Origin of the sequence: Pseudomonas sp. ME-P-057 (assembly GCF_030208975.1) — a bacterium.
GTDB classification, from domain to species: Bacteria; Pseudomonadota; Gammaproteobacteria; order Pseudomonadales; family Pseudomonadaceae; genus Aquipseudomonas; species Aquipseudomonas lutea.
In genome coordinates, this window is record NZ_JARVSX010000005.1 from 34,504 (window position 1) to 60,865 (window position 26,362).

The following is a 26,362-nucleotide window of genomic DNA, read 5'->3' on the forward strand; positions in this document are numbered from 1 at the left end:
CGCCGCTGTACCGATCTATCTGAAAACAATAACAACACCGGAGACATCCATGGACTTCAAACGCAAGTTGCTCCTCGCCGCACTCCCTTTGGCGCTGTGCCTCTCAAACACAGCGCTGGCGGAAATCAAAATCAAGTTCGCTGAAGTACACCCCGCAGGTTATCCACCCGTTGTCGCCGAACAGGAAATGGGCAAAAAACTCGAGACGCAAAGCAAGGGCGAGATCAGCTTCAAAATGTTCGCCGGCGGTGTGCTGGGTTCCGAGAAGGAGGTGGTTGAGCAACTTCAAGCCGGCGCCATCCAGATGACCCGCGTCAGCCTTGGCATTGTCGGTCCGGTGGTACCGGAGGTGAACGCCTTCAACCTGCCATTCGTGTTCCGTGACCATGCTCACATGCGCAAGGTCATCGACGGCGAGATCGGCCAGGAGATGCTGGACAAGATCACCAACTCAAACTTCAACCTGGTCGCCCTGGCCTGGATGGACGGCGGCACGCGCAACCTCTACACCAAAAAACCTGTGCGTGACATCGCTGACCTCAAGGGCATGAAGATTCGCGTTCAGGGCAACCCGGTGTTCATCGACACCATCAACGCGATGGGCGGCAACGGCATTGCCATGGCCACCGGTGAGATTTTCAGTGCTCTGCAAACAGGGGTCATCGACGGCGCTGAAAACAACATGCCGACGCTGCTCGAGCATAACCACTATCAGAACGCCAAGTTTTACACCCTCACCGAGCATTTGATCCTGCCTGAGCCTGTCGTGATGTCGAAAACGACCTGGACCAAGCTGAGCCCCGAGCAACAAGCGCTGGTGAAAAAGCTTGCCGTCGAGGCGCAAGCCGAAGAGCGCGTCCTGTGGGACAAGAAGTCTGCCGAAAGCGAGGCAAAGCTCAAGGCTGCCGGAGTGGAGTTCATCGCGCTCACGCCTGACCAGAAGAAAGCTTTCGTCGACGCTACATCCAGCGTACGCGGTCAATACGGCGCGCCTTATGCCGACTTGATCAAGCGCATCGAAGCCGTTCAATAAGTCCTTCAGCCCGATAGCACTGCGGTGGCGGCCCTGCCCGCCCACCGCCGTTGTGGTGAGCCTATGAAAAACACGATTCTGCGCTTCAATGACGCACTGTATCGCCTCTGCATCGGGATCGCGGGCCTGTCGATGCTGACGATGTCGCTGATCATCCCGTGGGGCATCTTCGCCCGCTACGTACTGGGATCCGGCTCAAGCTGGCCGGAACCGACCGCCATCCTGCTGATGGTGGTGTTTACCTTCTTCGGTGCCGCCGCGAGCTACCGCGCCGGTGCACACATGGCGGTGAACATGGCCACTGAGCGAATGCCTGTCGCGCTGCGCAGCGCACTGGCAGTGCTGGTGCAAATCCTGATGGCAGTGGTGTGCCTGTTCATGATCGTAAAGGGCATGAAATTGTGCATGACAACCTGGAACCAGTTTCTCGGCGAAATGCCGTCGCTGCGTGTGGGCATCTCTTATTTGCCGATACCGTTGGGCGGCGTGCTTACGCTGATCTTCGTATTGGAAAAGCTGTTTCTGGGTGACCAGAGCCACCGTCGGGCGGTGAGTTACGAAGTGATCGAATCAAGCGAAGAGGCAGCATGATGGACGCATTTATTCTGTTGGGCAGCTTCATCGCGTTGATCTTGATCGGCATGCCCGTGGCCTACGCCCTTGGGCTGTCGGCGCTGATCGGCGCGTGGTGGATCGAGATTCCGTTCGACGCGCTGATGATTCAGGTCGCAGGCGGCGTGAACAAGTTCTCGTTGCTGGCGATCCCGTTCTTCGTTCTGGCCGGCGCGATCATGGCCGAGGGCGGCATGTCACGGCGACTCGTGGCGTTTGCCGGTGTGCTGGTGGGCTTCGTGCGCGGAGGCCTGTCGCTGGTGAACATCGTCGCTTCGACCTTCTTCGGTGCCATTTCCGGGTCTTCGGTGGCTGACACGGCATCGGTGGGTTCGGTGCTGATTCCGGAGATGGAGCGCAATGGCTACCCGCGGGATTTTTCTACGGCGGTAACCGTCAGCGGTTCGGTGCAGGCCTTGCTCACGCCCCCCAGTCACAACTCGGTGCTTTACTCGCTGGCGGCCGGCGGTACGGTGTCCATCGCCTCGCTGTTCATGGCGGGCATCATGCCGGGGCTGTTGCTCAGCGCCGTGATGATGGGCCTGTGCATGATCTTCGCTCGCAAGCGTAATTACCCTAAAGGCGAAGTCATCCCGCTGCGCAAGGCACTGAAAATCGCCGGCGAAGCCCTCTGGGGCATGATGGCGATGGTGATCATCCTCGGCGGCATCCTCTCGGGCGTGTTCACGGCCACAGAGTCTGCAGCGATTGCCGTGCTGTGGGCATTCTTCGTCACCATGTTCATTTACCGCGATTACAAATGGCGCGACCTGCCCAAGCTGATGCACCGGGCCGTACGCACCGTTTCAATCGTCATGATCCTGATCGGTTTCGCCGCCAGCTTCGGTTACATCCTGACGCTGATGGAAATCCCGATGAAGATCACCACGGCGTTTCTGACCCTGTCGGATAACCGTTACGTGATCCTGATGTGCATCAACATCATGCTGCTGTTGCTGGGCACTGTGATGGACATGGCACCGCTGATCCTCATCCTGACGCCGATCCTGCTGCCGGTGATCGTCGGCATCGGTGTAGACCCGGTGCACTTCGGGATGATCATGCTGGTCAACCTGGGGATCGGGCTGATCACGCCACCGGTGGGGGCCGTACTGTTCGTGGGCGCCGCGGTGGGTAAGGTCACGATCGAAGCCACCGTGAAAGCGCTGCTGCCGTTCTATGTGGCACTGTTCATGGTGCTGATGGCAGTGACCTATATCCCTGCGATCTCGCTGTGGCTGCCGAGTGTGGTGCTGTAACGGCTGAGCAAGACCTCACGCGGTGAGCTGAATCAAAAGCCCTCTTCTCGAGGGCTTTTTTTGGTCGCTAAATGCAGAACGTTCCACGACCGCCTCGAATCTCAAACCTACAGACGCGATGTGTTGTACGCGCGCTTGCCCGCGAAAGACGATCTTCCCACGACGCATCTGTCGCCTGGCTCACCGCCTTCGCGGGCAAGCGCGCTCCTACAACGGCATGGAGGCCTTGCCGCAATGCATTCGTGGCCTGGCACCGCGTTCGCCAGCAAGCCGGCTCCTACAGATTTTGCGCACGCCGAAGGTCGGCGGTGTTAGCCGGATTTTGCGTACGCCAAACGGTGCCGGTGTTGCACCGATCACCTGTAGGAGCGCGCTTGCCCGCGAAGGCGATCTTGCCGCAATGCATTCGTGGCCTGGCTGACCGCGTTCGCCAGCAAGCCGGCTCCTACAGATTTTGCGTGCGCCGAAGGCTCGCGGTGTCGCCCGGATCGCCGGATTTTGCGTACGCGAAAGGTCGCCGGTACCGCCCGGATTGACGGATCTTTGCGTACGCCGAAGGCGGTCGGTAGCCCCGGATCGTTGGATTTTGCGTACGCCAAACGTTGCCGGTGTTGCACCGATCACCTGTAGGAGCGCGCTTGCCCGCGAAGGCGATCTTGCCGCAACGCATTCGTGGCCTGGTTCACCGCGTTCGCCAGCAAGCCGGCTCCTACAGATTTTTGCTTACGCCGAAGGCTCGCGGTTTCGCCCGGATCGTCGGATATTGCGCACGCCGAACGTTGCCAGTAACGCCTGGATCGACAGATTTTGCGTACGCCGAAGGCGGTCGGTATCCGGATTGACGGATTTTGCATGTGCCAAACGATGCCGGTATTGCACCGATCACCTGTAGGCGCGCGCTTGCCCGCGAAGGCGATCTTGCCGCAATGCATTCGCGGCTTGGCTGACCGCGTTCGCCAGCAAGCCGGCTCCTACAGATTTGCATACGCATCAGCGGCTTGGGAATGTTTGCTGGCGTGCGCCTGGAAGGCAAGTAGCTAAACACTCATAACAACTACATATCGTCATAACCAATCCGCATAAACACTTCTTCTATATTTATGCCAAATAGTGATTAGCGGACTGCTGATTTATATCTTTATGATCTGAGCCACCACAACCCAAACCGAGGTTCAGGACATGGCGATTCAGATCAAACCCGTCGCGGGTAAAATTGGTGCCGAGGTGAGCGGCATCAAACTCTCGGCGGATGTCTCCCCGCAGGATTTCGATTTCATCAACCAGGCGCTGCTTGAACACAAGGTCCTGTTCTTTCGCGAGCAGTTCCTGAGCGACGACGAGCACGAGGGATTTTCTCGCCGCTTTGGCGACCAGGTCCCTCACCCAACGGTTCGCTCCGCTGACAAGAGCAGCGCCATCCTGCACCTGGATGCCAAAGAAACTCGCGCCAACTCCTGGCATACGGACGTGACCTTCGTGGCCAACTATCCGAAAATTTCCATCCTGCGTGGCGTTGTCATTCCACCTTACGGCGGCGACACGGTATGGGCCAACACGGCGGCGGCTTACGCTGATCTGCCTGAAAGCCTCAAGACGCTGGCTGATAGCCTTCGCGCGCTGCATACCAACGTCTACGACTATGCCGCCCCCCGTGACACCGGTGAAGCGGGCGTGAAGCGCTACCGCGAGCAGTTCACTGCGCAGGTCTACGAAACTGAACATCCGCTCGTGCGCGTGCACCCCGAGACAGGCGAGCGAAGCCTGTTGCTCGGGCATTTCGTCAAACAGATTCAGGGTGTCAGCAGCAACGACTCGAAACAGCTGATCCGCCTGTTTCATGATCGCATCACCCACCTCGACAACACCGTTCGCTGGCGCTGGAGCGAAGGCGATGTAGTCATTTGGGACAACCGCGCCACCCAGCACATCGCCATCAACGACTACGGCCAGGCCGAGCGCGTCGTGCGCCGTACCACCGTGGCCGGTGACATCCCGATCGGGGTCGATGGCCGCGCGAGCCAGGCCATCAAACCCACCCCCGACACGCTCTCGCCAAAGACCGAAGCCGACAAAAAGCACCTGGCGGCTTGACCCCGCCACATCGCTCACTCTTAAAGGAATAACCGTCATGGCAAACGCCAAGCGAACATCTCTATTCAGCAAAACAAGCGTAGCTACCGCACTGGCGGCGCTGCTGATGATGCCCTTGGCACACGCCGACGTATTGCGCATTGGCGTGGCCAGCGCCGGTGGCGGTGATCCCGTCACCTTCAGCGGCTCGTCGCTGGGCATCGTGCGCAACCAGCAGTTGCTCGAAAAAGCCTTTGCAGGCACGGACACCGAAGTGCAGTGGTTCTTCTTCAAAGGCGCCGGCCCGGCCGTCAACGAAGCATTGTCCAACCAGCAACTGGACTTCGCCTACGAAGGGGACTTGCCTGCTGTCGTCGGCCGATCCAATGGTCTGGACACGAAGTTGCTCGCTGCCATCGGCGTGCGATCAAACGTGTACCTGGCCGTCCCCAAGGGCTCCGACATCAAGACCATCGAAGACCTGAAGGGCAAGAAAGTCGCGGTGTTTCGTGGCACCAATGCGCATCTGGTTTCGATCAAGCTGCTCGCTGACAAAGGCCTGACCGAACGCGACCTGAAGGTCATCAATCTGGACAGTGGCAGCAGTCAGGCAGCGCTCGCCTCCAAAGGCGTTGACGCGGCGTTCGGCGGTCGAGAGCTGTTCAAACTGCGTGACCAGGGGCTGATCGACATTATCTTCGACAACCCGGATAACAACGTGCGCTATACCCGCCAATGCGCCCTGGTGGTCCGCGGCGATTATGAAAAGCAGCACGCCGACAATGTGCAGAAAGTCGTCAACGTGCTGGTCGATGCTGCGCGATGGGAATCCGAATCTGCCAACCGTGACGCGGTGCTCAACGAGTGGGCGAAGACCAATGAGCCGTTGGCGTCGCTGAAGGCTGACTTCGAGCGCCTGGACTTGCGGGACAGCGCCTCGCCACTGGCGGATGGCTTCCTGCGCGGTCGCTATCAGGCCGTCGCTGACCAGGCCAAAGACGAAAAAATGATACGCCGGCCAGTGAGCGTCGAGGGCTGGTTCGACACCCGCTATCTGGACAACGCCCTGAAAGCCAAAGGTCTCGAACATTACTGGACCGCCTATGGCGCAGACGGCAAAACCTCGAATGCGGCAACGGCGTCAACAGACGCTTCTGCCAACAACGGAGGTTAAGCCAATGTCTCGAGCAACCGCTGAAGCGCTTAACCCGGCGCAGCTTCCGGCAAAGCTAATCGCAAAGCCACTGGCGCCGGTCAAACGCCTGCCCAACGCCCCCCTTCGCCCTGCTCGACGTGTGGCGACGCGCCTGCCCAATGGCCTCTGGCGAAACCGCGCCACCGACGCCGCGCTGGCGTGGCTGCTGCCGGTCGCATTGCTCGGGCTATGGTATGTGGGCGCCGAGCGCGGCTGGCTGTCCGAGCAGGTGTTGCCACCGCCCGCCTTCGTTTATCAGGCGCTGGCCGATCTGTTTGCCAGCGGCGACTTGTGGTTGAACGCGTCCGCCAGCCTGCAGCGCGTACTCGTCGGGTTTCTGGTCGGATCGTCTCTGGGTATAACGCTGGGCCTGGCGATGGGTTTGTCGAAGACCGTCGAGGATTATCTGTTGCCGACGTTCAACGCCCTCGTACAGATTCCGGTGCTGGGCTGGATGCCATTTGCACTTTTGCTGTTCGGCATCGGTGAGCCGCTGAAGTACGTATTGATTGCCCACGCGGCGCTGGTCCCGGTCACGCTGTGCACGCTGCAGGCCTTTCATGAGGTGCCAAAGCGTTTGCTGGAGGTCGGCCGCACGTACGGTTTCAGCCGCCGTCAGATCGTCACTGATATTGTCCTGCCTTCCGCCGTTGCGCCGATTTTCACGGGCTTGCGCCTGGGCTTCACCAAAGCCTGGTTGTCACTGGTCGTGGTTGAGCTGCTGGCCTCCAGTGAAGGGCTGGGTTATCTGATCGCCTACGGCCGGCAACTGTTTCAGCTCGACCTGGTCATGGCCGCCGTGGTGGTAGTCGGCACGATTGGCCTGTTGATCGACCGCGGATTCGAATTCGTCGAGCGGCGCCTCAACCGCGGCCGTCCGAGCAAGACCGGGAGGCTGGCATGAGCACATTGACCATCGCTCAATCCTCCCAATCCCATCGCTATCGAGGCTGGGTCGTGCCGATCATGGCAGTCGCGGTGTGGTGGCTTGCCTCCAGCCAGGGCTGGAGCAGTTCGGGCCTGCTGGTTTCGCCGCAAAAAGTCGCCGTCACTGCCTGGGAGCAGGTCACGTCCGGGCAATTCTGGCGCGCGATTTCCGCCAGCCTGACACGTGACGTGAGCGGCTTTGTCATCGGCACCACGCTGGGCTTGCTGTTGGGTTGCCTGCTGGGCCTTTCTCGCCTGTTCGAGCGTTTGGTGGGGCCGAGCTTCAATACGTTCAAGCAGATTTCGCTGTTCGCCTGGATCCCGCTGATCTCGGTCTGGTTCGGCCTGGGCGACGTGGCCAAAGTGGTCTTCCTGTCCCTCGCCGCCCTGGTCCCGGTCGTCGTCAATACCTGCGATGGCTTGCGCAGCGTGTCCCCTGCCCTGCTCGAGGTCGCCAGGGTCTACGGTTTCACCCGCTGGCAGACGATTATCGGCGTCATGCTGCCAGCGGCGCTGCCGTCGATCTTCACCGGCATCTACCTGGCGCTGGTGTATTCCTGGCTGGCGACTATCGGCGCGGAATACCTGTTGGTGTCGGGCAGCGGCATCGGCAACACGCTGATCGACGGTAGCGAGCACTTCATGATGGATCTGGTGCTGTTCGGCATGATCGTCATCGGCCTGGTCGGCTGGGCGCTCAACCTTCTGGCGCGCCGCCTCGAGCAGCGCATGCAACGGCTGTACGGCATCGCCCCACGCTGACGCCACCTCGGTCCGTCAGCCCTCAAGTTCCGCTCTTCTGCATTCAAAGGAAACGTCATGCCTGCCTCTCAGACCCGCACCGCAACCGCACCCGCTGTCCTTGCGCAACACGGCAACGGCCTGCGCCTTGAGAACATCAGCAAGCGCTTCAGCAGCACCGGCGGCGACACCCAGTTGCACGTACTGGATAACGTGCAGCTGGACATCGCGCCTGGGGAGTTCATCACCATCGTCGGCGCCAGTGGTTGTGGCAAGTCAACCTTGCTCAGGTTGATCCTCGGCCTGGATGAAGCGTATGAGGGGCGGATTCTGTTGGGCGACCGGCCCATCAACGGAACCGGGCTGGAGCGCGGCATTGTGTTTCAGGATCATCGGCTGTTTCCGTGGCTCACTGTCGAGCAAAACGTTGCGGTCGGTCTGAAGAACGCACCGCTGAGCGCTCTGCAAAAACGCGAGACGGTGCGCGAACACATCGAGCTGGTCGGTCTGCAGGATTTCACCGAGGCGTATCCGCACCAGATTTCAGGAGGCATGGCGCAACGCGTGGCCATCGCCCGCGGGCTGGTCAATCGGCCGAGCGTTCTGCTGCTCGACGAACCCTTCGGCGCGCTCGACGCATTGACTCGCACACGACTGCAGCGCGAGTTGCAGAACATCTGGCAGCAGGAAAAAATCACCATGGTGCATGTCACGCATGATGTCGATGAGGCGGTTTATCTCGGCGATCGTGTGGTGGTCATGCAGCCGCATCCGGGGCGCATCCGCCGTATCGTCGACATAGACCTGCCGCGCCCGCGCAACCGCAGTGACGCCCGGTTCATCGCTCTGCGTGACGACGTACTCAGCGACTTTGCCGAGCTGTCGTAGGTTGCACGGGGCGTGTTTCGGCGGCTAATCCGCCTCGTCCACCGACACCCGATTGCGGCCGTTTTTCTTCGAGGCATACAGCGCCTGGTCCGCGCGCTCGATCAGCGTCTTGTAGTCATCCATGGGCGCGATCATGTCGGCGACACCCAGGCTGATGGTGCAGCGGATGGACTCGCCTTCGTGCATGACGTCCAGCGCTTCGACGGCGGCGCGCAGGCGCTCGGCAAACATCGCCCCGCCGTGTTTGTCGGTGTCGGGCAACAGTACGGCAAACTCCTCGCCGCCGTAACGGCCGGCGATGTCGGCGTCGCGGGTGTGCTCGCGCACCACGTCCGCAACGCGTTGAATGACCCGGTCACCGCATTGATGGCCATAGGTGTCGTTGACGCGCTTGAAGTGATCGATGTCAAACATGACCAACGCCGCCGAGGTGCCGTAACGCACATGCCGGGCATGCTCCAGCCGCAACGCCTCTTCCCAGTGACCGCGGTTGTAAAGGCTGGTCAGGCGGTCAGTGCTCGACAGCTTTTGCAGCTCACGATTGGCGGCCTGCAGCTGCAGACGATTTGTCGCCACTTCGGTGACGTCGTAAATGACCAGGCACACATGGGTGATCACGCCGGTGGTAGAGCGCAGCGGCAACAGCGTGGTGTTCTGGTACATGAACTCTTCTTGCCCGGTGATGGGCTGATAGCTTGGAAAGCGAACCAGATAAGGGCGCTGTTCCCAAATCGTGAACGCTGGCGTGCCCAGCGTCATCACGCTGTCAATTTTGTTTTTTAACCAGCGCTCATTGAGCTCGGGAAACAACGAGAAGAACGAGCGGTTGGCTGCTTTGTAAGACAACACCCCGGAACGGTTCTCCATGAAGGTGTTCCACACGTGAACCTGATACGCGTGATCCAGCACCACTACGCCGACATCAATGCTCTGAGTCACAGTCAGCAGCCAGTGCAGTTCCTTGAAATCAATTAGATCACTCATGGGTCAGCTCATCAGATGTTCGAGTTTTCGGGATATCAGCTCGACCGACTCTTCGGTGAACAACATCAATAGATCGAAGTGGATGTGATGACCCTCGAGGCTGTAGCTGATCTCCACAGCCAGCGTTTTTTTCCAGCGCCGCTCATTCGAGCGGATGAGCTCTTCAATGCCGCTGTGCAGTCCCAGCACTTGAGGGTGGCTTTGTGAAAACACGACGTCGAGCTGTTCTGCGATTCCGCTAAGACAGGCGCCGATCAGGATGGAAGACAGGTCCAGCAACATCTCCATGTCGGAGTAGTCGGCGTCATCGACCTTCATCAGCTGCGCCATATCGGCGATTTCCGAGTCATGAAACAGCAGCAGCGCTTCCCCGGCGATACCGCCACCGATATAACCCTGGCAAACCGCAGTCAGGCGATCACTCGCCTGGGCATCGGCGAGTGCCATGTGCAGCTCCCCGACCTCCAGCATGTTCACGTTGGGCACCGGTAGTTGCACGAATACGCCGAGTACCCGCGCCAGCAATGCCGCCGCGCGTCCCATGGCGACGTTTACGGTTTCCCGAAACGCGTCATGGAAACTAATGGGGTTCTGGTCGGCATTCGTGCCCGAGGCGAGCGTTTGCGTAGCCGTCTCGCCGGTGAGTCCCAAACGCTGAAGGGTTTGATGTAACTGATCCGGATCAGCCGGTTTCTTCAGGAATGCCAGCGCACCCAGTTCCAGCGTGCGCCGTACGGCCTCCTCCTGAACGTCGCCGGAAACGACAATGACGCTGGCTTGCAGCTTTTCTGCGCGGATGGCCGCGAGGGTCTGATAGCCATCCATGTCTGGCATCGTCAGGTCCAGCAGCACAACCTGCCCCAAGCCCTGGCGGATCGCCTCGATCCCTTCACGGCCATTGGTTGCGGTGGTAACCGACACGTCCCATTCGGGCGGAAGGGCTTTAATCAGCTGCTTGCGCGCCATGTTGGAGTCGTCGCAAATCAACAGGGGAATCGTGGGCATCTACTTCTCACAGCAAAAGAGTTTCAAGCCTGGCATGGTGTGCATCAGCATGGCGGTTGGCGAAGCAACGGCGATCGGACGTGCTCACTACAGGGTAGGCGAGATCAGGAATGGCGAATGGGTAGATTCTCCACCCAATCTGCGATGGGGTGCGTGATATGCAAATTATGTGCTCATCTGATCTGGTTTCATGCGCAACAGAACCAGCCTTAAGTCCACTTGAATAATCTCCCTGCGCGTAGTCCAAGATGAACAACAGCCGCTCAGCCAGCGTCGGCGGGTGCCTTGATTGCGACGGCCCCTCATCGCAAAGGCAAAAAAAAGCCCCGACGCAAGCGCCGGGGCTTCTCACGCTCCCGGTTATCGGGAGCGCTTGTTCAAACCTGAGACCGTTCGGCTGACGACATTCACACTGTCAGCGGGCCGGGCATCAGACCTGATCAGGTATGACTTACTCTGCTTTCAGGCCGTCAGCCGAAACAGCTTTGACGCCTTTGATTTTTTTGGTGATTGCTACAGCGGTGGTCTTCTGCGACTCGGTGACAGCGACTGTCGACGACAGGGAAACCACGCCTTTGTTGGTCTCTACCTTGATGTCGGAGCCTGGAATGCCTTTTTCGGTCAGCAGGTCAGATTTAACTTTGGTGGTGATCCAAGTGTCGGAAGTCGCTTCTTTAGTCTTGGCAACTTCGTTTGCAGCAACAGTCATCGGAGCCTGGGCAGAGGTCTGAGCCATGGCTACGTTGGCCATAGTCAGAGTCAGAGCAGTGGCGGTAGCAGCAGCGATAGCGAACTTCTTCATACGGGTAACTCCTGTTTTTCTCAGAATCTGCGCCAACATCATTGGCTGCAGGGTTACCGGTATATATCGCAAGCGCTGTGCCAACAGCGAAGCGCTAAACAAACCCTTATAAATCAATGGCTTATTTTTTAGCGGATCCTCGTTGGTCGTGCAGATTGCCCGCTTTAGGAAAGTTCCGCTTGCAACTTGCATGTTCTGACAAGCAGCAACCCCGCCCCACCGCACCGCAAGCCCTTAATTACGCTCAAAAAAAAGAGCCCCGAAGGGCCCTTTCTCAAGCGAGCACAGGCGGAGGGTTAGACCCCCGATGCCTTGGCAGCAGCAACGTCTTTGATCGACAGTTTGATACGACCGCGGTTATCCACGTCCAGTACCAAAACTTCGACTTCCTGACCTTCCTTCAAGATGTCGGTCACTTTCTCAACGCGAGCGTCGCTCAACATGGAGATGTGCACCAGGCCATCTTTGCCCGGCAGGATGTTCACGAACGCGCCGAAGTCGACGATGCGCTCAACCTTACCGATGTAGATCTTGCCGATCTCGGCCTCAGCAGTGATGCCCAGAACGCGCTGACGTGCAGCTTCAGCCGCTTCTTTGGTTTCGCCGAAGATTTTGATCGAGCCGTCGTCTTCGATATCGATCGAGGCTTTGGTCTCTTCGCAGATGGCACGGATGGTCGCGCCACCCTTACCGATCACGTCGCGGATCTTGTCGGTGTCGATCTTCATCGCGATCATGGTCGGCGCGTTTTCCGACAGCTCGGTGCGCGACTGACCAATGATGGTGTTCATCTGGCCCAGGATGTTCAGGCGAGCGTCCAGTGCCTGACCCAAAGCGATCTCCATGATCTCTTCGGTGATGCCTTTGATCTTGATGTCCATCTGCAGCGCAGTAACGCCTTTGGCGGTACCGGCCACTTTGAAGTCCATGTCGCCGAGGTGGTCTTCGTCACCCAGGATGTCGGTCAGGATGGCGAATTTCTCGCCTTCCTTAACCAAGCCCATGGCGATACCGGCCACCGGGGCTTTCATCGGAACACCAGCGTCCATCAGCGCCAGCGAAGCACCACAGACCGAAGCCATGGAGCTGGAGCCGTTGGATTCGGTGATTTCCGATACGACACGGATGGTGTACGGGAACACGTCGGCAGCAGGCAGCATGGCCTGAACCGAACGACGAGCCAGACGGCCGTGACCGATTTCACGACGACCTGCGCCACCCATGCGACCACACTCGCCCACCGAGAACGGAGGGAAGTTGTAGTGCAGCATGAACGGGTCTTTCTTCTCGCCTTCGAGAGTGTCCAGCAACTGCGCATCGCGTGCAGTACCCAGGGTGGCCACGACCAGCGCCTGAGTTTCGCCACGGGTGAACAGTGCCGAACCGTGAGTCTTCGGCAGAACGCCAACTTCGATGTTCAACGGACGAACAGTCTTGGTGTCGCGACCGTCGATACGTGGCTTGCCGCTGACGATGTTTTCGCGAACGGTGCGGTATTCGATTTCGCCGAATGCCGCTTTGACTTCGCTGGCGGACGGGCTGCCGTCTTCAACGGCCAGCTTGGCAACGACCTGATCCTTCAGCTCACCCAGGCGAGCGTAGCGATCGGCCTTGACGGTGATGGTGTAGGCCTCGGAGATCGCTGCGCCGAACTCGGAGCGGATGGCGCCAAGCAGTTCAGTGGCTTCAGCTTTCGGCGCCCAGTTCCAGGTTGGCTTGGCAGCTTCGGCGGCCAGCTCTTTGACGGCCTTGATGACCGACTGGAATTCGTCGTGTGCGAACAGCACGGCGCCCAGCATCTGGTCTTCGGTCAGTTCCTTGGCTTCCGACTCAACCATCAGTACCGCTTCTTCGGTACCGGCAACGACCATGTCCAGGCTCGATGCTTTCAGCTGTTCGTAAGTCGGGTTCAACAGGTAGCCGGTGCTCTCGTGGAAAGCAACGCGGGCGGCGCCGATAGGGCCATCAAAAGGGATGCCCGAGATGGCCAGCGCAGCCGACGTACCGATCATCGCGGCGACGTCTGGATCGGTCTTCTTGCTGGTGGAGACGACGGTGCAGACAACCTGCACTTCGTTCATGAAGCCTTCTGGAAACAGTGGGCGGATCGGACGGTCGATCAAACGCGAGGTCAGTGTTTCTTTTTCGGAAGGACGGCCTTCACGCTTGAAGAAACCACCAGGGATCTTGCCAGCGGCGTAGGTCTTTTCCTGGTAGTGAACGGAAAGAGGGAAAAAGCCTTTGCTTGGGTCTGCATGCTTGGAGCCGACCACAGTCACGAGAACGGTGACGTCGTCGTCAACGGTGACCAATACAGCACCAGAAGCTTGACGGGCAATACGGCCAGTCTCGAGTGTTACGGTCGATTGACCGAATTGAAATTTCTTGATTACCGGGTTCACGGTTTCCTACCTTCTTTGTGGCTCTTGGGGAACTGGTTTCTTGCGAATTCTTGGGCGGCGAGGGGAATCGGACCCTTCGGCAGCCCAGATACAACTAGAGGCTGGGAGGCCGCCAGCCCACTGATAAAACCAGCGGAACATGACGACCAACCAACCTCTATCCGAGTCGTTATTAGCGACGCAGACCCAGACGACCGATCAGGGCGCTGTAACGGCTAACGTCCTTACCTTTCAGGTAATCCAGCAGCTTGCGACGCTGGTTTACCATACGGATCAGACCACGACGGGAGTGGTGATCCTTACCGTTGGCCTTGAAGTGGCCTTGCAGTTTGTTGATGTTGGCGGTCAGCAGTGCAACCTGCACTTCTGGCGAACCTGTGTCACCAACAGCTTGCTGGTAGTCGGTTACGATCTGAGCTTTATCTTCAACGCTGAGTGCCATGTGGGCATTCCTTTTATCAAGAAACCGCTCCGGGGAGACGGCTTCAACAGGCCGAGAGCAAACTCTCGTATTTAAATGTGAGGAGTGACCATGCCTGTTAACAGCCACCCTCGTACCGCCGTGCCAGGAAACCCTGCCGCGACGGGTCCGGTCACTCTGACCGAATGAGTCGACGTGGCGCAATGCGCCCGTCTTCACTCACTTCACCGATCCCGATGAAGCGTCCTTCATGATCCTGCACCCGCACCATGCCAAACTTCGGCGCGTCCGGGGCTCTTACTGGTTGACCGTGCAGCCAGTAAAACGAACTGTGCTCCGAGAATTGCAACAGCGGCCAATCCAGCAGCCCGCTGTCCGACGGCATCAGGAAACGGTCAACGGCTTCGTTGCCGCCTTCTGCGTGCACCGCCTCCAGCTCTTCCAGAGTTACGGTCTGAGCCAGCGTAAATGGTCCAGCCTGTGTACGACGCAGCTGGGCGACGTAAGCACCGCAGCCAAGCTTCTCACCAATATCCTCCACGAGGGTACGGATATAGGTGCCTTTGGTGCAGTCGACGGCCAAACGAGCAGTGTCGCCTTCACACGCCAATAATTCCAGGCGCGCAATAGTAACAGAACGCGGTTCGCGCTCCACCACTTCCCCTGCCCGGGCCAGCTTGTACAACGGCTGGCCATCACGCTTGAGGGCTGAGTACATTGGCGGTATCTGACTGATATCCCCACGAAATGCCGGAAGCACCGCTTCGATATCCGCGCGACCAACGGTCACCGGGCGGGTCTGCAGCACTTCGCCCTCGGCGTCCGCAGTGGTGGTGGTTTTGCCCAACTGCATGAGGGTTTCATAACCCTTGTCGGAATCCAGCAGATACTGGGAAAACTTGGTGGCTTCCCCAAAGCACAGCGGCAGGACGCCGGTGGCCAGCGGATCGAGGCTGCCGGTGTGACCGGCTTTTTCCGCATTCAGCAACCAGCGCACTTTCTGCAGGGCCGCGTTGGAGGTAAAGCCCAACGGTTTGTCGAGCAGGATGATCCCACTGACGTTACGGCGAATACGCTTGACCTGAGCCACGCCGTTACTCCTCCGAACCGTCTTGCTTCGGAGCGGTTTGGTGCTGACCATCTTCAGCCACTGCGCGCTCGATCAAAGCAGACAAGTGCGCACCACGGGCGACGCTTTCATCGTAATGGAAGTGCAGTTGCGGAACGCTGCGCAGCTTCATTTCACGGGCCAGCTGCATGCGCAGAAAACCCGCAGCAGCGTTGAGCACCTTGATTGACTGGGCGATCTCTTCGGCACTGTCCTGACCCATCACGGTCATGAAGATTTTCGCGTGGCCCACGTCGCGACTCACGTCGACGGCAGTGATGGTGACCAGCCCTACGCGGGGGTCTTTGATCTCACGACGGATCAGCTGTGCCAGCTCGCGCTGCATCTGATCGCCGATACGTTGGGTACGGCTGTATTCTTTTGCCATGTCTTGTTACCTGTCACTGACCCATGGCAAAAGCCATGTGGTCTGAAAGCGGCAAACGCCCGGCCTGGCAGAAGCCGGACCGGGCGTTGCGTTTAGAGTCCATGACCTGCGCCACGCAGCTGCATGCGGCGTAAGCCATGACTCCTGAAGCTCGCGATTTAGAGGCTGCGAGCCACTTGGACCTTCTCGAAGACTTCGATCTTGTCACCGACCTTGACGTCGTTGTAGCTCTTGACGCCAATACCACATTCCATGCCGGCACGTACTTCGGAAGCGTCATCCTTGAAGCGACGCAGGGATTCCAGCTCGCCCTCGAAGATAACGATGTCTTCACGCAGTACACGGATTGGACGGTTACGGAAGACAACGCCTTCGATGACCATGCAACCTGCGATCGCGCCGAATTTCGGCGAGCGGAACACGTCGCGGACTTCGGCGATGCCCAGGATGTTCTCCCGAACGTCGCTGCCAAGCATGCCGGTGAGGGCCTTCTTGACGTCTTCGATGATGTCGTAGATGACGTTGTAGTAACGCATATCCAGACCTTCCTGCTCGACGATCTTGCGCGCGCCAGCATCGGCACGCACGTTGAAGCCGAACAGTACAGCGTTGGAGGCCAGTGCCAGGTTGGCGTCGCTTTCGGTGATACCACCGACACCGCCGCCGACTACGCGCACTTGCACTTCGTCGTTACCCAGGCCGTTCAATGCGCCCTGCAATGCTTCCAGAGAACCACGGACATCGGATTTGAGGACGATGTTAAGCGTCTTCTTCTCTTCCTGACCCATGTTCTCGAAGATGTTTTCCAGCTTGCCGGCGTGAGCACGGGCCAGCTTGACTTCGCGGAACTTGCCTTGACGGAACAGAGCCACTTCACGGGCTTTCTTCTCGTCGGCAACCACGCTCATCTCGTCACCAGCGTCCGGCGTACCGTCCAGGCCGAGGATCTCGACAGGGATCGACGGACCGGCTTCCTTGATCGGCTTGCCGTTCTCGTCGAGCATTGCCCGAACGCGACCGTAGTTGGAGCCGACCAGAACCATGTCGCCCTGACGCAGCGTACCGTCCTGAACCAGAACAGTAGCAACCGGACCACGGCCCTTGTCCAGACGCGATTCAACCACAACACCACGACCCGGCGCCGACGGCGTTGCCATCAATTCCAGTACTTCGGCCTGCAGCAGAACAGCTTCGAGCAACTCGTCAACGCCGGTACCCATCTTCGCGGAGACCGAAACGAAAGGTGTCTCGCCGCCCCACTCTTCAGATGTGACGCCGTGAACCGAAAGCTCACTGCGGATACGGTCCAGGTCGGCGCCAGGCTTGTCGATCTTGTTCACGGCAACCACCAGCGGAACACCGGCAGCCTTGGCATGTTGCACGGCTTCGATGGTCTGCGGCATGACGCCGTCGTCAGCTGCGACAACCAGAATCACGATGTCGGTCGCTTTGGCACCACGAGCACGCATTGCGGTGAACGCAGCGTGACCCGGGGTATCGAGGAACGTCACCATGCCACGCTCTGTTTCAACGTGGTAAGCGCCGATGTGCTGAGTGATACCGCCGGCTTCGCCAGCCGCAACCTTGGCACGACGGATGTAGTCGAGCAGCGAGGTCTTACCGTGGTCAACGTGGCCCATGACGGTCACAACCGGTGCACGGGAGAACGACTCACCTTCAAACTTCAGGGACTCGGCCAAGGAATCTTCAAGCGCAGTGTCGCTGACCAGGGTCACTTTGTGGCCAAGTTCTTCGGCAACCAGCTGGGCAGTTTCCTGATCCAGAACCTGGTTGATCGTGGCCGGGGTACCCAGCTTGAACATGAACTTGATGATTTCAGCAGCTTTGACCGACATCTGTTGAGCGAGATCGCCCACGCTGATGGTCTCGCCGATCTTCACTTCACGAACCAGTGGGCCGGTAGGGCTCTGGAAGCCGTGAGCGTTACGCTTCTTGAGCTTGGCCTTGCCACGACCGCCACGACGGAAACCGTCGCTCTCTTCGTCGGTAGTCCGAGGCGCGACGCGTGGCGCGGGAGCCTTTTCCTTGACCGATGCACGATGAGGAGCGTTCTTGCGATCGCCATCACCGCCACCGCTGCGACGGTTGTTGTCGTCGTTGCGTGGTTTGTCGGGGCGACGTTGCTCGTCTTTCTTGCGGTCGGCAACAGGGGCAGGAGCTGGCGCCGGGGTTTCCCGTGCTGGCTCTGCCACTGGCGAAGCTGGCGCTGCCGGGGCTGTATCAGCACCCGCAGTTTGCGGCGCTGAAGCAGAAGCAGGCTGACGACGCGCTTCTTCTTCGGCGCGCTGACGAGCTTCTTCTTCGGCCTTTTGGCGAGCGGCATTTTCTACCGCACGACGCTCGTCCAGCTCGCGCTTGCGTTCGGCTTCGATTTCTTCCGGGCTGCGCTGAACAAAGACTTTCTTTTTGCGTACTTCAACGCTGATGCTTTTGCTGCCAGCAACGCGCAGGGTGCTGGTGGTTTTGCGCTGCAAGGTGATCTTGCGCGGCTCTTCCACCTTAGCCTTGTGACCGCTTTTCAGGTGCGTCAACAGGGCTTGTTTTTCGATATCGGTCACAACTTGCTCGGCGGCGTTGTGCGGCAAACCTGCCTCACGCATCTGCTGTAACAGGCGCTCTACCGGTGTGTCGACCGTCTTGGCCAGTTCTTTCACCGTGACTTGCGTCATGCACTTCTCTCCTCAGGCCGCATCTACTTACTCGAACCAATGGGCTCGGGCGGCCATGATCAACTTGCCGGCACGATCATCGTCAATGCCGTCGATGTCGAGCAGATCGTCAATAGACTGCTCGGCCAGGTCTTCGCGGGTAATTACGCCGCGCACCGCCAGTTCCATCGCCAAATCCTTGTCCATACCCTCAAGCGAGAGCAGGTCTTCGGCCGGATGGGCGTCTGCCAGCTTTTCCTCAGTAGCGATGGCTTTAGTCAACAAACGATCCTTGGCACGAGCGCGAAGCTCGTTGACGGTATCTTCGTCAAAGCCGTCGATGTTGAGCATTTCTTCCAACGGTACGTAGGCAATCTCTTCCAGGCTGGTGAAGCCTTCGTCTACCAGTACCTGAGCGAGATCCTCATCGACTTCCAGCTCGTCGATAAAGTTGCGCAGGATGTCACCGGTCTCCGCTTGCTGCTTGGCCTGGATGTCCGATTCGGTCATCACGTTCAGTGTCCAGCCAGTCAACTGACTCGCCAGGCGAACATTCTGGCCACCGCGGCCAATCGCCTGAGCGAGGTTGTCTGCGCCTACAGCGATGTCCATGGCGTGGGCGTCTTCATCAACGATGATCGCTGCCACTTCGGCAGGCGACATGGCGTTGATGACGAACTGCGCCGGGTTATCGTCCCAAAGCACGATATCCACACGCTCGCCGCCCAACTCGCCGGAAACAGCCTGCACACGCGAACCGCGCATGCCGATGCATGCGCCCTGCGGGTCAATGCGTTTGTCCTTTGAGCGAACTGCGATCTTTGCACGCGAACCTGGATCACGAGAGGCAGCCATCACCTCGATGAGTCCTTCGGCGATTTCCGGAACTTCAATCCGGAACAGCTCGATCAGCATCTCGGGCGCTGTACGCGACAGGATCAGCTGAGGGCCGCGGTTTTCGGTGCGGATCTCTTTAAGCAATGCCCGCACACGGACACCGACGCGGAAAGTCTCCCGCGAAATGATGTCTTCACGTGCCAGCAGGGCTTCGGCGTTGTTGCCAAGGTCAACGATGACGTTGTCACGCGTGACTTTCTTGACAGTACCGGAAATGATTTCGCCCAGACGCTCTCGGTAGGCGTCCACGACTTGAGCGCGCTCAGCTTCGCGGACTTTCTGCACAATGACTTGCTTGGCAGTTTGCGCGGCGATGCGGCCGAACTCGATAGAGTCGATCTTTTCTTCTACTACGTCGCCAACATTGGCGCCAGGATGCGTCTGGGCGACCTTGCTTGGCCATGTTTCGATAGCCGGGTCGTCGAGATCGTCTTCTTCGACGACGGTCCAGCGACGGAAAGTCTCATAGGCACCTGTGTGGCGATTAATCTCGACACGCAGGTCTACTTCGTCTTCAAAGCGCTTTTTAGTGGCGGTAGCCAGCGCTATTTCAAGCGCTTCAAAAATCACGTCGGCCGGTACGCCTTTTTCATTGGATACCGATTCAACAACCAGCAGTACTTCTTTGCTCATCGTACGCCTCGCCTTTCGCAAGCCATTGGATCCGCGGGATCCGCAGTATCTGGCACGTCTCAGTCAAACTTGGGAATGATGTTGGCTTTGTCGATCAGATCGATCGGCAGCAGGTACTCGTGTTCATCCACCTGGACCACGACGTCCTGCTCCTCCACCCCGCGGAGAAAGCCTTGAAAGTTGCGCCGACCCTCAAAGGGAGACCGCAGCTTTATCTTCACTTGTTCCCCGGCAAACGAAGCAAACTGCTCGATGGTGAACAGTGGGCGTTCCATGCCTGGAGATGAAACTTCGAGCGTGTATTCGGAGCTGATTGGATCTTCGACATCCAGAATACCGCTGATCTGACGGCTGACGATCGCGCAATCGTCCACCAAAACGCCGCCTTCCTTATCGATATAGACGCGCAACATCGAGTGCCGACCTTGAGACGAAAACTCGATACCCCAGCATTCATAGCCTAGGGCCACGACCACCGGGGCCAGCAAGGCCTGCAACTGTTCTAGCTTGCTCGACACCTGAACCCCCTCGTGCATGCTGCAAATAAAAAATGGGCAGAAGCCCAATCATGAAAAACGCCTGCGAAACGCGGCGCCATAAAGTGTCCAGCTAACAAAAAGCCCCTGAAAAGGGGCTCCGCTAAAACTGGTTGCGGGGGCTGGATTTGAACCAACGACCTTCGGGTTATGAGCCCGACGAGCTACCAGACTGCTCCACCCCGCGACAAAGCTGGGGCGGAAGTATACGACCGATCCAATTTTGGGTCAATCCGACACATCCACCTACAAGAAAGCCCGCTACTGCGGGCTTTCTTGTTAATTGGTACCGAGAAGGGGACTCGAACCCCTACACCCTATGGGCACAACCACCTCAAGGTTGCGTGTCTACCAATTCCACCACCTCGGCATTACAACTCTTTTGCAGCCCCAACAACGACTGCGAATCCGGTATTACTTTTGCTCTGGAGTGGCAGGAACATCAGCAGGAACTGCCGCTGGTCTCTGTTGCCCTTCCAGAACCGGAACATCATCTGCTGCCGGCTTTTGCTTCACTTCCAATACTGCTGGGTTTGGCAAACCTACTTGAGTCAGCTGGTGAGCTTTCTCTTTAGCAAAGTAACCTAACCCTAAGCTGGTCATGAAGAAACAGGCGGCAAGTATAGCAGTAAGTTTACTAAGAAAGGTAGAGGAACCTTGGCCACCGAATACAGTATTTGATGCACCTGCTCCGAATGACGCGCCAGCGTCGGCACCTTTACCCTGCTGCAACAGAACCAGAGCAACTACGCCCAGGGCACCCAGCAGATGAAGAACGACTACGACTGTTTCCAGCATTTTTTCAGTTTCCCGCGGCGCGAATGATCGCACCGAACTCATCTGCATTCAGGGAGGCACCACCAATCAGCCCCCCATCGATATCCGGCATGCCGAACAGTTCGACCGCATTGGCCGCCTTCACGCTGCCGCCATATAGAAGACGCACACCTTGTGCGACTTCAGAATTCTCTTTCATCAACTGCGCACGAATCGCTGCATGGACTTCCTGAGCCTGCTGCGGCGAAGCAGTCAGCCCGGTGCCAATAGCCCAAACCGGCTCGTATGCGATAACCGCATTGGCAAAAGCGCCGATGCCAAGCTCTTCGATGATGCTGTCCAGCTGCTGCCCGACAACCTCAAGCGTTTTACCGGCTTCGCGCTGTTCGAGTGTCTCACCGATACACAGTATTGGCGTAAGACCCGCCGCCTGAGCGGCTTCGAACTTGCGATTGAGGATTTCATTAGTTTCGCCCATTATCTGGCGACGCTCAGAATGTCCAACAAGCACATATTTGCAGGATGCATCTGCCAACTGAGTGGAAGAAATCTCCCCGGTCAACGCGCCCTGCCCTGCCTCATGCGCGCAGTTTTGCGCACCCACATCAATCGACTGCCCTTCCAGGAAATCAACCACAAAGTTGATGTGAAGACTTGGCGGAAACACCGCCACATCAACCCCACCCGGAAGGGCGAGATTTGCAAGACCCTCGATCAGCTCAGCGACGCTGGCGCGGGTACCGTGCATCTTCCAGTTACCAGCTACCATAGGGCGACGCATGCTGTACCTCGTCGGTCAAAGTGGGCGCAGATGTTACCCAACACTTTCAACACTGGCAAGCCGAAATCAGGCGCAAACTTCAGCAACCAGTTTTGCCAGTTCATCGGCGTAGCCGGCGACCAGACTTTCGTCTTCGCCTTCAACCATGACGCGCACCAGCGGCTCTGTGCCTGACTTGCGCAACAACACCCGCCCACGCCCGGCCATGGCGGCCGTTACGCGCTCGCATGCCTCGATCACGGCGGGATGCTTGACCGGGTCCACGCCCCCACCGTCGAAGCGCACATTGACCAGAATCTGCGGGCATTTTTTCAGACCCTCCCGGGATTGGGCCAGGCTTTGCCCTGTACGCTTCATGGCGAGCAAAACCTGCAATGCCGCGATGATTGCGTCCCCGGTTGTTGTGTGCTGGAAGCAAACGACATGCCCCGAATTCTCACCGCCAACCTGCCAGTTGCGCTCAAGCAGCTCGGCGATGACATACCTGTCGCCCACGTTGGCTCGTACGAAAGGGATACTCAGATCGGCGAGAGCCAGTTCCAGCCCAAGGTTGCTCATCAGAGTACCAACCACGCCGCCCTGCAGCTGGCCGCGCTCGTGCAAGTCGCGTGCGATGATGTAAAGAAGCTCATCGCCATCGACGATCGCACCGGTATGGTCGACCATCAGTACACGGTCACCGTCGCCGTCGAAACCGATCCCCAGATCGGCACCATGCTCCACCACAGCTGCCTGCAAAGCTCCCATGTGGGTCGAGCCGCAGTTGTCGTTGATGTTCAGCCCATTCGGTGCAGCGGAAAGGACGGTCACCTGCGCTCCGAGCTCGCGGAACACGTTCGGCGCCACTTTGTAGGTCGCGCCGTGGGCACAATCGACCACCAGTTTGAGCCCTGCGAAATCAGTACTGGTTGGGACACTGCTTTTGCAAAATTCAATATAACGGCCGGCAGCGTCGTTGATACGCGATACCTTGCCAAGTTTTTCGGACTCCTCAACTGTCATTGGAGAATCCAGAAGCTCTTCGATCATCAACTCGATTTCATCCGGCAGTTTGGTGCCCTGCCCAGAGAAAAATTTGATGCCGTTGTCGTAATGCGGATTGTGTGAAGCGCTGATCACAATGCCAGCCTCGGCGTGGAACGTCCGCGTCAGGTAGGCGATTGCCGGTGTTGGCATCGGGCCAAGCAACATGACATCGGCGCCCGCCGCGGATAGCCCGGCCTCCAGCGCCGATTCGAACATATAGCCAGAAATCCGGGTGTCTTTTCCTACCAGAATTCGGCAGGCGCCCATTTTGCGAAACGCCATTCCCGCAGCCCAGCCAAGCTTGAGCATGAAATCAGGGGTAATAGGGAATTGACCAACGCGACCTCGGATACCGTCGGTTCCGAAGTATTTTTTTGTGTTCATGGGTGCTCCAGATTTCTTATTTTGCTGATTCAACAGCAGCAATCATACGCACAACATCTACCGTCTCCGGGACGTCGTGCACACGCAGAATTTTCGCGCCTTTGACCATAGCGAGTGCCGCCAGCGCCAATGCACCGTGCAGCCTTTGGTCAACCGGCTTGTCGAGCACCTTGCCGATCATGCTCTTGCGCGAGACGCCGACCAGCAGCGGCCTCCCCAACGCATGCAACGACTCCAGGTGCTTGAAGAGGCTCAGGTTATGCTCAAGGTTCTTGGCAAAGCCAAATCCCGGATCGAGGATGATTTTTTCAACAGGAATGCCTGCTGCAATGCACGCCTCCATGCGCCCACGCAAGAACCCGCTCACCTCACCCACCAAGTCACTGTAACAGGGATCGTTTTGCATATCGGTAGGCTCGCCACGCATGTGCATGAGGCACACCGGCAATCCAGTTGCCACAGCAGCGTCCAGCGCACCGTCCCGGCGTAATGAACGCACATCGTTGATGAGCCCGGCACCCAGCCGGGCAGTCTCGCGAATGACGGCCGGCGTGGAAGTGTCGACGGAAATAATGACATCCAGCTCGGCGTTGATCGCTTCCACGATGGGCGCAACCCGCTCCAGCTCTTCGACTGAAGACACTGAGCGCGCCCCTGGACGCGTGGACTCGCCACCGACATCGATCAGCGTGGCACCTGCCAGCATCATCGATTCTGCATGACGCAAGGCAAGGTCGCGCTGTGCAAATCGGCCGCCATCCGAGAAGGAGTCTGGAGTGATATTGAGAATGCCCATCACGTGCGTGCGGGACAAATCAAGAACCCGGTTGCCGCAAGGCAACCGGGTTGGGTGTAGCGCAGAAATCATGTCAGGCCTTAGTGTTCAGCGGCAGGGCCACCAATGGGCGATTCCGGACGCGGACCCACTGGCGCGATGGGTGTCCCTGAATCTCCGGAACCACCTTCCCAGTCGCGAGGTTCACGAGGCGTACGCCCTGCCATGATGTCGTCGATCTGCTCGGCGTCGATTGTCTCGTACTTCATCAACGCGTCAGCCATGGCGTCCAGCTTCTCACGGTTGTCAGTGAGGATCTGCCGGGCGGTGCCGTAGCACTGATCAATGATGCTGCGAACTTCGGAGTCGATCAAACGCGCGGTGTCACCTGAAAGGCTGGCGTTCTGCCCACCACCGCCACGACCCAGGTAGCCGCCCTCTTCTTCATCCGAGTACATCAACGGACCGAGTTTTTCGGACAACCCCCACTTGGTAACCATATTCCGGGCGATCTGACTGGCACGCATGATGTCGTTGGAAGCACCCGTGGTGACGCCATCAAAGCCCAGAGTCATTTCTTCCGCGATGCGCCCGCCATACAGCGAGCAGATCTGGCTGATCAGTGCACGTTTCGACAAGCTGTAGCGGTCTTCTTCCGGCAGGAACATCGTCACGCCGAGAGCACGGCCACGTGGAATGATCGAAACCTTGTAGACCGGATCATGCTCAGGGACCACACGCCCCACGATAGCGTGACCTGCCTCGTGATAGGCCGTGTTGCGTTTCTCTTTGTCCGACATCACCATCGATTTGCGCTCGGCGCCCATCATGATTTTGTCTTTGGCGAGCTCGAACTCTTTCATCTCGACAATACGCTTACCCGTCCGAGCCGCGAACAGCGACGCCTCGTTCACCAGGTTAGCCAGGTCAGCACCCGAGAAGCCAGGCGTCCCGCGCGCGATCACGCCCGGCTGGACATCATCGCCCATTGGCACTTTGCGCATGTGTACTTTAAGGATTTGTTCACGACCGCGAATGTCGGGCAAGCCCACAACAACCTGGCGGTCGAAGCGACCAGGCCGCAGCAGAGCAGGGTCAAGAACGTCTGGGCGGTTGGTCGCGGCGATGACGATAATGCCGTCATTCATCTCGAAGCCGTCCATCTCTACCAGCAACTGGTTAAGAGTCTGCTCACGCTCGTCATGACCGCCGCCCATGCCGGCACCGCGATGGCGACCTACTGCGTCGATCTCGTCGATGAAGATAATGCAGGGCGCGTGCTTCTTGGCTTGTTCAAACATGTCACGGACTCGGCTTGCACCGACACCCACGAACATCTCGACGAAATCGGACCCGGAGATCGTGAAGAACGGCACCTTGGCCTCACCGGCGATGGCTTTGGCCAGCAGCGTTTTACCGGTACCAGGCGGGCCGACCATGAGCACACCGCGCGGGATGCGACCACCCAGTCGCTGGAACTTGCCCGGGTCGCGCAGAAACTCAACCAGCTCGCCCACTTCTTCCTTGGCTTCGTCGCAACCGGCGACGTCGGCCAGCGTAGTCTTGACCTGATCTTCGGATAAAAGCCGCGCCTTGCTCTTGCCGAAGCTCATCGGGCCGCCTTTGCCGCCCGCTCCGCCTTGCATCTGGCGCATGAAGAACATGAACACGGCAATAATCACGAGGATCGGGAAGCTGGCGACCAGAAGCTGAGTCCAGATGCTCTGCTGTTCTGGCTGCTTGCCTTCGATCACCACGTTGTTATCAACCAGATCACCAATCAGGCCGTTATCCTGGATGGCAGGTCGGATGGTCTTGAAGGAGTCGCCATCGCTGCGCTTGCCAGTGATGACATAGCCGTCAACGGCAACCTTCTCTACCTTGCCGTCCTTCACCTGCTGGATGAATTCGGAATAGTTGAGGGTCTGTGGCTCGTTAGGACTGGAGAAGTTGTTCATCACGGTCACAAGGACTGCTGCGATGATCAACCACAGGATCAAATTCTTTGCCATATCGTTCAATTAGCTACCCTCTGAAGCAAGCTCCACG

23 protein-coding genes and 2 tRNA genes are annotated in these 26,362 nt (G+C 58.5%); 8 read left to right on the forward strand and 17 right to left on the reverse strand.

Going from position 1 to position 26,362, the window contains the following annotated elements; all coding sequences use genetic code 11:
* Nucleotides 1–49: 49 nt before the first annotated feature.
* From QRN48_RS02300 to QRN48_RS02335, 8 genes are all read left to right on the forward strand, one after another.
* Nucleotides 50–1,033, forward strand: a complete 984-nt coding sequence (locus QRN48_RS02300; protein WP_191942890.1) for a TRAP transporter substrate-binding protein — start codon at nucleotides 50–52, stop codon at nucleotides 1,031–1,033.
* 63 nt (nucleotides 1,034–1,096) lie between these two features.
* Nucleotides 1,097–1,624, forward strand: a complete 528-nt coding sequence (locus QRN48_RS02305; protein WP_191942889.1) for a TRAP transporter small permease — start codon at nucleotides 1,097–1,099, stop codon at nucleotides 1,622–1,624.
* Nucleotides 1,624–2,904 (forward strand): TRAP transporter large permease, encoded by a 1,281-nt coding sequence (locus QRN48_RS02310; protein ID WP_191943092.1) that lies wholly within the window; start codon nucleotides 1,624–1,626, stop codon nucleotides 2,902–2,904. Before QRN48_RS02305 ends, QRN48_RS02310 begins: the two co-directional genes overlap by 1 nt.
* 1,179 nt (nucleotides 2,905–4,083) lie before the next feature.
* On the forward strand, nucleotides 4,084–4,995 hold the full coding sequence (locus tag QRN48_RS02315; protein WP_191942888.1) for a TauD/TfdA dioxygenase family protein: 912 nt from the start codon (nucleotides 4,084–4,086) through the stop codon (nucleotides 4,993–4,995).
* A gap of 37 nt (nucleotides 4,996–5,032) precedes the next feature.
* Entirely contained in the window at nucleotides 5,033–6,148 is a 1,116-nt protein-coding gene (locus tag QRN48_RS02320; RefSeq protein WP_191942887.1) for an ABC transporter substrate-binding protein, read from the forward strand.
* Between the two features lie 4 nt (nucleotides 6,149–6,152).
* Nucleotides 6,153–7,073: an ABC transporter permease gene (locus QRN48_RS02325; RefSeq protein WP_285348660.1), complete on the forward strand. Its 921-nt coding sequence runs from the start codon at nucleotides 6,153–6,155 to the stop codon at nucleotides 7,071–7,073.
* A complete protein-coding gene (locus QRN48_RS02330; protein ID WP_037015101.1) occupies nucleotides 7,070–7,858 on the forward strand; it encodes an ABC transporter permease in 789 nt (262 codons plus the stop codon). Before QRN48_RS02325 ends, QRN48_RS02330 begins: the two co-directional genes overlap by 4 nt.
* A gap of 57 nt (nucleotides 7,859–7,915) precedes the next feature.
* Nucleotides 7,916–8,725, forward strand: coding sequence for an ABC transporter ATP-binding protein (locus tag QRN48_RS02335; RefSeq protein ID WP_285348662.1), 810 nt, complete (start codon nucleotides 7,916–7,918; stop codon nucleotides 8,723–8,725).
* Between the two features lie 24 nt (nucleotides 8,726–8,749).
* Here the strand turns inward: QRN48_RS02335 and QRN48_RS02340 are convergent, their stop codons facing one another.
* From QRN48_RS02340 to ftsH, 17 genes are all read right to left on the reverse strand, one after another.
* A complete protein-coding gene (locus tag QRN48_RS02340) occupies nucleotides 8,750–9,709 on the reverse strand; it encodes a GGDEF domain-containing protein (RefSeq protein ID WP_037015103.1) in 960 nt (319 codons plus the stop codon).
* Nucleotides 9,710–9,712: 3 nt separating this feature from the next.
* Nucleotides 9,713–10,714, reverse strand: coding sequence for a response regulator (locus QRN48_RS02345; protein WP_285348665.1), 1,002 nt, complete (start codon nucleotides 10,712–10,714; stop codon nucleotides 9,713–9,715).
* A 451-nt stretch (nucleotides 10,715–11,165) separates the two neighbouring features.
* Nucleotides 11,166–11,516 carry a BON domain-containing protein gene (locus QRN48_RS02350; RefSeq protein WP_037015108.1) on the reverse strand — a complete coding sequence of 117 codons (351 nt, stop codon included), beginning with the start codon at nucleotides 11,514–11,516 and terminating at the stop codon, nucleotides 11,166–11,168.
* Between the two features lie 296 nt (nucleotides 11,517–11,812).
* On the reverse strand, nucleotides 11,813–13,918 hold the full coding sequence (gene pnp / locus QRN48_RS02355; protein ID WP_285348666.1) for a polyribonucleotide nucleotidyltransferase: 2,106 nt from the start codon (nucleotides 13,916–13,918) through the stop codon (nucleotides 11,813–11,815).
* A gap of 172 nt (nucleotides 13,919–14,090) precedes the next feature.
* Nucleotides 14,091–14,360 carry a 30S ribosomal protein S15 gene (gene rpsO / locus QRN48_RS02360; RefSeq protein ID WP_037015114.1) on the reverse strand — a complete coding sequence of 90 codons (270 nt, stop codon included), beginning with the start codon at nucleotides 14,358–14,360 and terminating at the stop codon, nucleotides 14,091–14,093.
* A gap of 151 nt (nucleotides 14,361–14,511) precedes the next feature.
* A complete protein-coding gene (truB, locus tag QRN48_RS02365; RefSeq protein WP_037015116.1) occupies nucleotides 14,512–15,429 on the reverse strand; it encodes a tRNA pseudouridine(55) synthase TruB in 918 nt (305 codons plus the stop codon).
* A 4-nt stretch (nucleotides 15,430–15,433) separates the two neighbouring features.
* Entirely contained in the window at nucleotides 15,434–15,835 is a 402-nt protein-coding gene (gene rbfA, locus QRN48_RS02370; protein WP_037015118.1) for a 30S ribosome-binding factor RbfA, read from the reverse strand.
* Between the two features lie 158 nt (nucleotides 15,836–15,993).
* Nucleotides 15,994–18,525 carry a translation initiation factor IF-2 gene (infB, locus tag QRN48_RS02375; RefSeq protein WP_037015120.1) on the reverse strand — a complete coding sequence of 844 codons (2,532 nt, stop codon included), beginning with the start codon at nucleotides 18,523–18,525 and terminating at the stop codon, nucleotides 15,994–15,996.
* A gap of 27 nt (nucleotides 18,526–18,552) precedes the next feature.
* On the reverse strand, nucleotides 18,553–20,034 hold the full coding sequence (gene nusA / locus QRN48_RS02380; protein WP_037015122.1) for a transcription termination factor NusA: 1,482 nt from the start codon (nucleotides 20,032–20,034) through the stop codon (nucleotides 18,553–18,555).
* 59 nt (nucleotides 20,035–20,093) lie between these two features.
* A complete protein-coding gene (gene rimP, locus QRN48_RS02385; protein ID WP_037017405.1) occupies nucleotides 20,094–20,552 on the reverse strand; it encodes a ribosome maturation factor RimP in 459 nt (152 codons plus the stop codon).
* A 128-nt stretch (nucleotides 20,553–20,680) separates the two neighbouring features.
* Nucleotides 20,681–20,757, reverse strand: a tRNA-Met gene (locus QRN48_RS02390).
* A gap of 97 nt (nucleotides 20,758–20,854) precedes the next feature.
* Nucleotides 20,855–20,940, reverse strand: a tRNA-Leu gene (locus QRN48_RS02395).
* Between the two features lie 44 nt (nucleotides 20,941–20,984).
* Complete coding sequence (secG, locus tag QRN48_RS02400) at nucleotides 20,985–21,368, reverse strand: preprotein translocase subunit SecG (RefSeq protein ID WP_285348673.1); 384 nt, start codon at nucleotides 21,366–21,368, stop codon at nucleotides 20,985–20,987.
* A gap of 4 nt (nucleotides 21,369–21,372) precedes the next feature.
* On the reverse strand, nucleotides 21,373–22,128 hold the full coding sequence (gene tpiA, locus QRN48_RS02405) for a triose-phosphate isomerase (RefSeq protein ID WP_285348675.1): 756 nt from the start codon (nucleotides 22,126–22,128) through the stop codon (nucleotides 21,373–21,375).
* A gap of 66 nt (nucleotides 22,129–22,194) precedes the next feature.
* A complete protein-coding gene (glmM, locus tag QRN48_RS02410; RefSeq protein WP_191943091.1) occupies nucleotides 22,195–23,538 on the reverse strand; it encodes a phosphoglucosamine mutase in 1,344 nt (447 codons plus the stop codon).
* Nucleotides 23,539–23,554: 16 nt separating this feature from the next.
* Complete coding sequence (gene folP / locus QRN48_RS02415) at nucleotides 23,555–24,406, reverse strand: dihydropteroate synthase (RefSeq protein ID WP_191942880.1); 852 nt, start codon at nucleotides 24,404–24,406, stop codon at nucleotides 23,555–23,557.
* Nucleotides 24,407–24,414: 8 nt separating this feature from the next.
* Nucleotides 24,415–26,325 carry an ATP-dependent zinc metalloprotease FtsH gene (gene ftsH, locus QRN48_RS02420; protein ID WP_037015130.1) on the reverse strand — a complete coding sequence of 637 codons (1,911 nt, stop codon included), beginning with the start codon at nucleotides 26,323–26,325 and terminating at the stop codon, nucleotides 24,415–24,417.
* Nucleotides 26,326–26,362 lie beyond the last annotated feature (37 nt).

What these genes read in the sequence shown, in the direction of transcription:
- QRN48_RS02340 (WP_037015103.1), bottom strand. Translation starts at nt 9,709, where the DNA reads ATGAGTGATCTAATTGATTTCAAGGAACTGCACTGGCTGCTGACTGTG.
- nusA (WP_037015122.1), bottom strand. Translation starts at nt 20,034, where the DNA reads ATGAGCAAAGAAGTACTGCTGGTTGTTGAATCGGTATCCAATGAAAAA.
- QRN48_RS02335 (WP_285348662.1), top strand. Translation starts at nt 7,916, where the DNA reads ATGCCTGCCTCTCAGACCCGCACCGCAACCGCACCCGCTGTCCTTGCG.
- rbfA (WP_037015118.1), bottom strand. Translation starts at nt 15,835, where the DNA reads ATGGCAAAAGAATACAGCCGTACCCAACGTATCGGCGATCAGATGCAG.
- QRN48_RS02325 (WP_285348660.1), top strand. Translation starts at nt 6,153, where the DNA reads ATGTCTCGAGCAACCGCTGAAGCGCTTAACCCGGCGCAGCTTCCGGCA.
- infB (WP_037015120.1), bottom strand. Translation starts at nt 18,525, where the DNA reads ATGACGCAAGTCACGGTGAAAGAACTGGCCAAGACGGTCGACACACCG.
- QRN48_RS02310 (WP_191943092.1), top strand. Translation starts at nt 1,624, where the DNA reads ATGGACGCATTTATTCTGTTGGGCAGCTTCATCGCGTTGATCTTGATC.
- tpiA (WP_285348675.1), bottom strand. Translation starts at nt 22,128, where the DNA reads ATGCGTCGCCCTATGGTAGCTGGTAACTGGAAGATGCACGGTACCCGC.
- QRN48_RS02345 (WP_285348665.1), bottom strand. Translation starts at nt 10,714, where the DNA reads ATGCCCACGATTCCCCTGTTGATTTGCGACGACTCCAACATGGCGCGC.
- glmM (WP_191943091.1), bottom strand. Translation starts at nt 23,538, where the DNA reads ATGAACACAAAAAAATACTTCGGAACCGACGGTATCCGAGGTCGCGTT.
- QRN48_RS02350 (WP_037015108.1), bottom strand. Translation starts at nt 11,516, where the DNA reads ATGAAGAAGTTCGCTATCGCTGCTGCTACCGCCACTGCTCTGACTCTG.
- QRN48_RS02315 (WP_191942888.1), top strand. Translation starts at nt 4,084, where the DNA reads ATGGCGATTCAGATCAAACCCGTCGCGGGTAAAATTGGTGCCGAGGTG.
- rpsO (WP_037015114.1), bottom strand. Translation starts at nt 14,360, where the DNA reads ATGGCACTCAGCGTTGAAGATAAAGCTCAGATCGTAACCGACTACCAG.
- QRN48_RS02305 (WP_191942889.1), top strand. Translation starts at nt 1,097, where the DNA reads ATGAAAAACACGATTCTGCGCTTCAATGACGCACTGTATCGCCTCTGC.
- secG (WP_285348673.1), bottom strand. Translation starts at nt 21,368, where the DNA reads ATGCTGGAAACAGTCGTAGTCGTTCTTCATCTGCTGGGTGCCCTGGGC.
- QRN48_RS02330 (WP_037015101.1), top strand. Translation starts at nt 7,070, where the DNA reads ATGAGCACATTGACCATCGCTCAATCCTCCCAATCCCATCGCTATCGA.
- QRN48_RS02320 (WP_191942887.1), top strand. Translation starts at nt 5,033, where the DNA reads ATGGCAAACGCCAAGCGAACATCTCTATTCAGCAAAACAAGCGTAGCT.
- folP (WP_191942880.1), bottom strand. Translation starts at nt 24,406, where the DNA reads ATGATTTCTGCGCTACACCCAACCCGGTTGCCTTGCGGCAACCGGGTT.
- ftsH (WP_037015130.1), bottom strand. Translation starts at nt 26,325, where the DNA reads ATGGCAAAGAATTTGATCCTGTGGTTGATCATCGCAGCAGTCCTTGTG.
- QRN48_RS02300 (WP_191942890.1), top strand. Translation starts at nt 50, where the DNA reads ATGGACTTCAAACGCAAGTTGCTCCTCGCCGCACTCCCTTTGGCGCTG.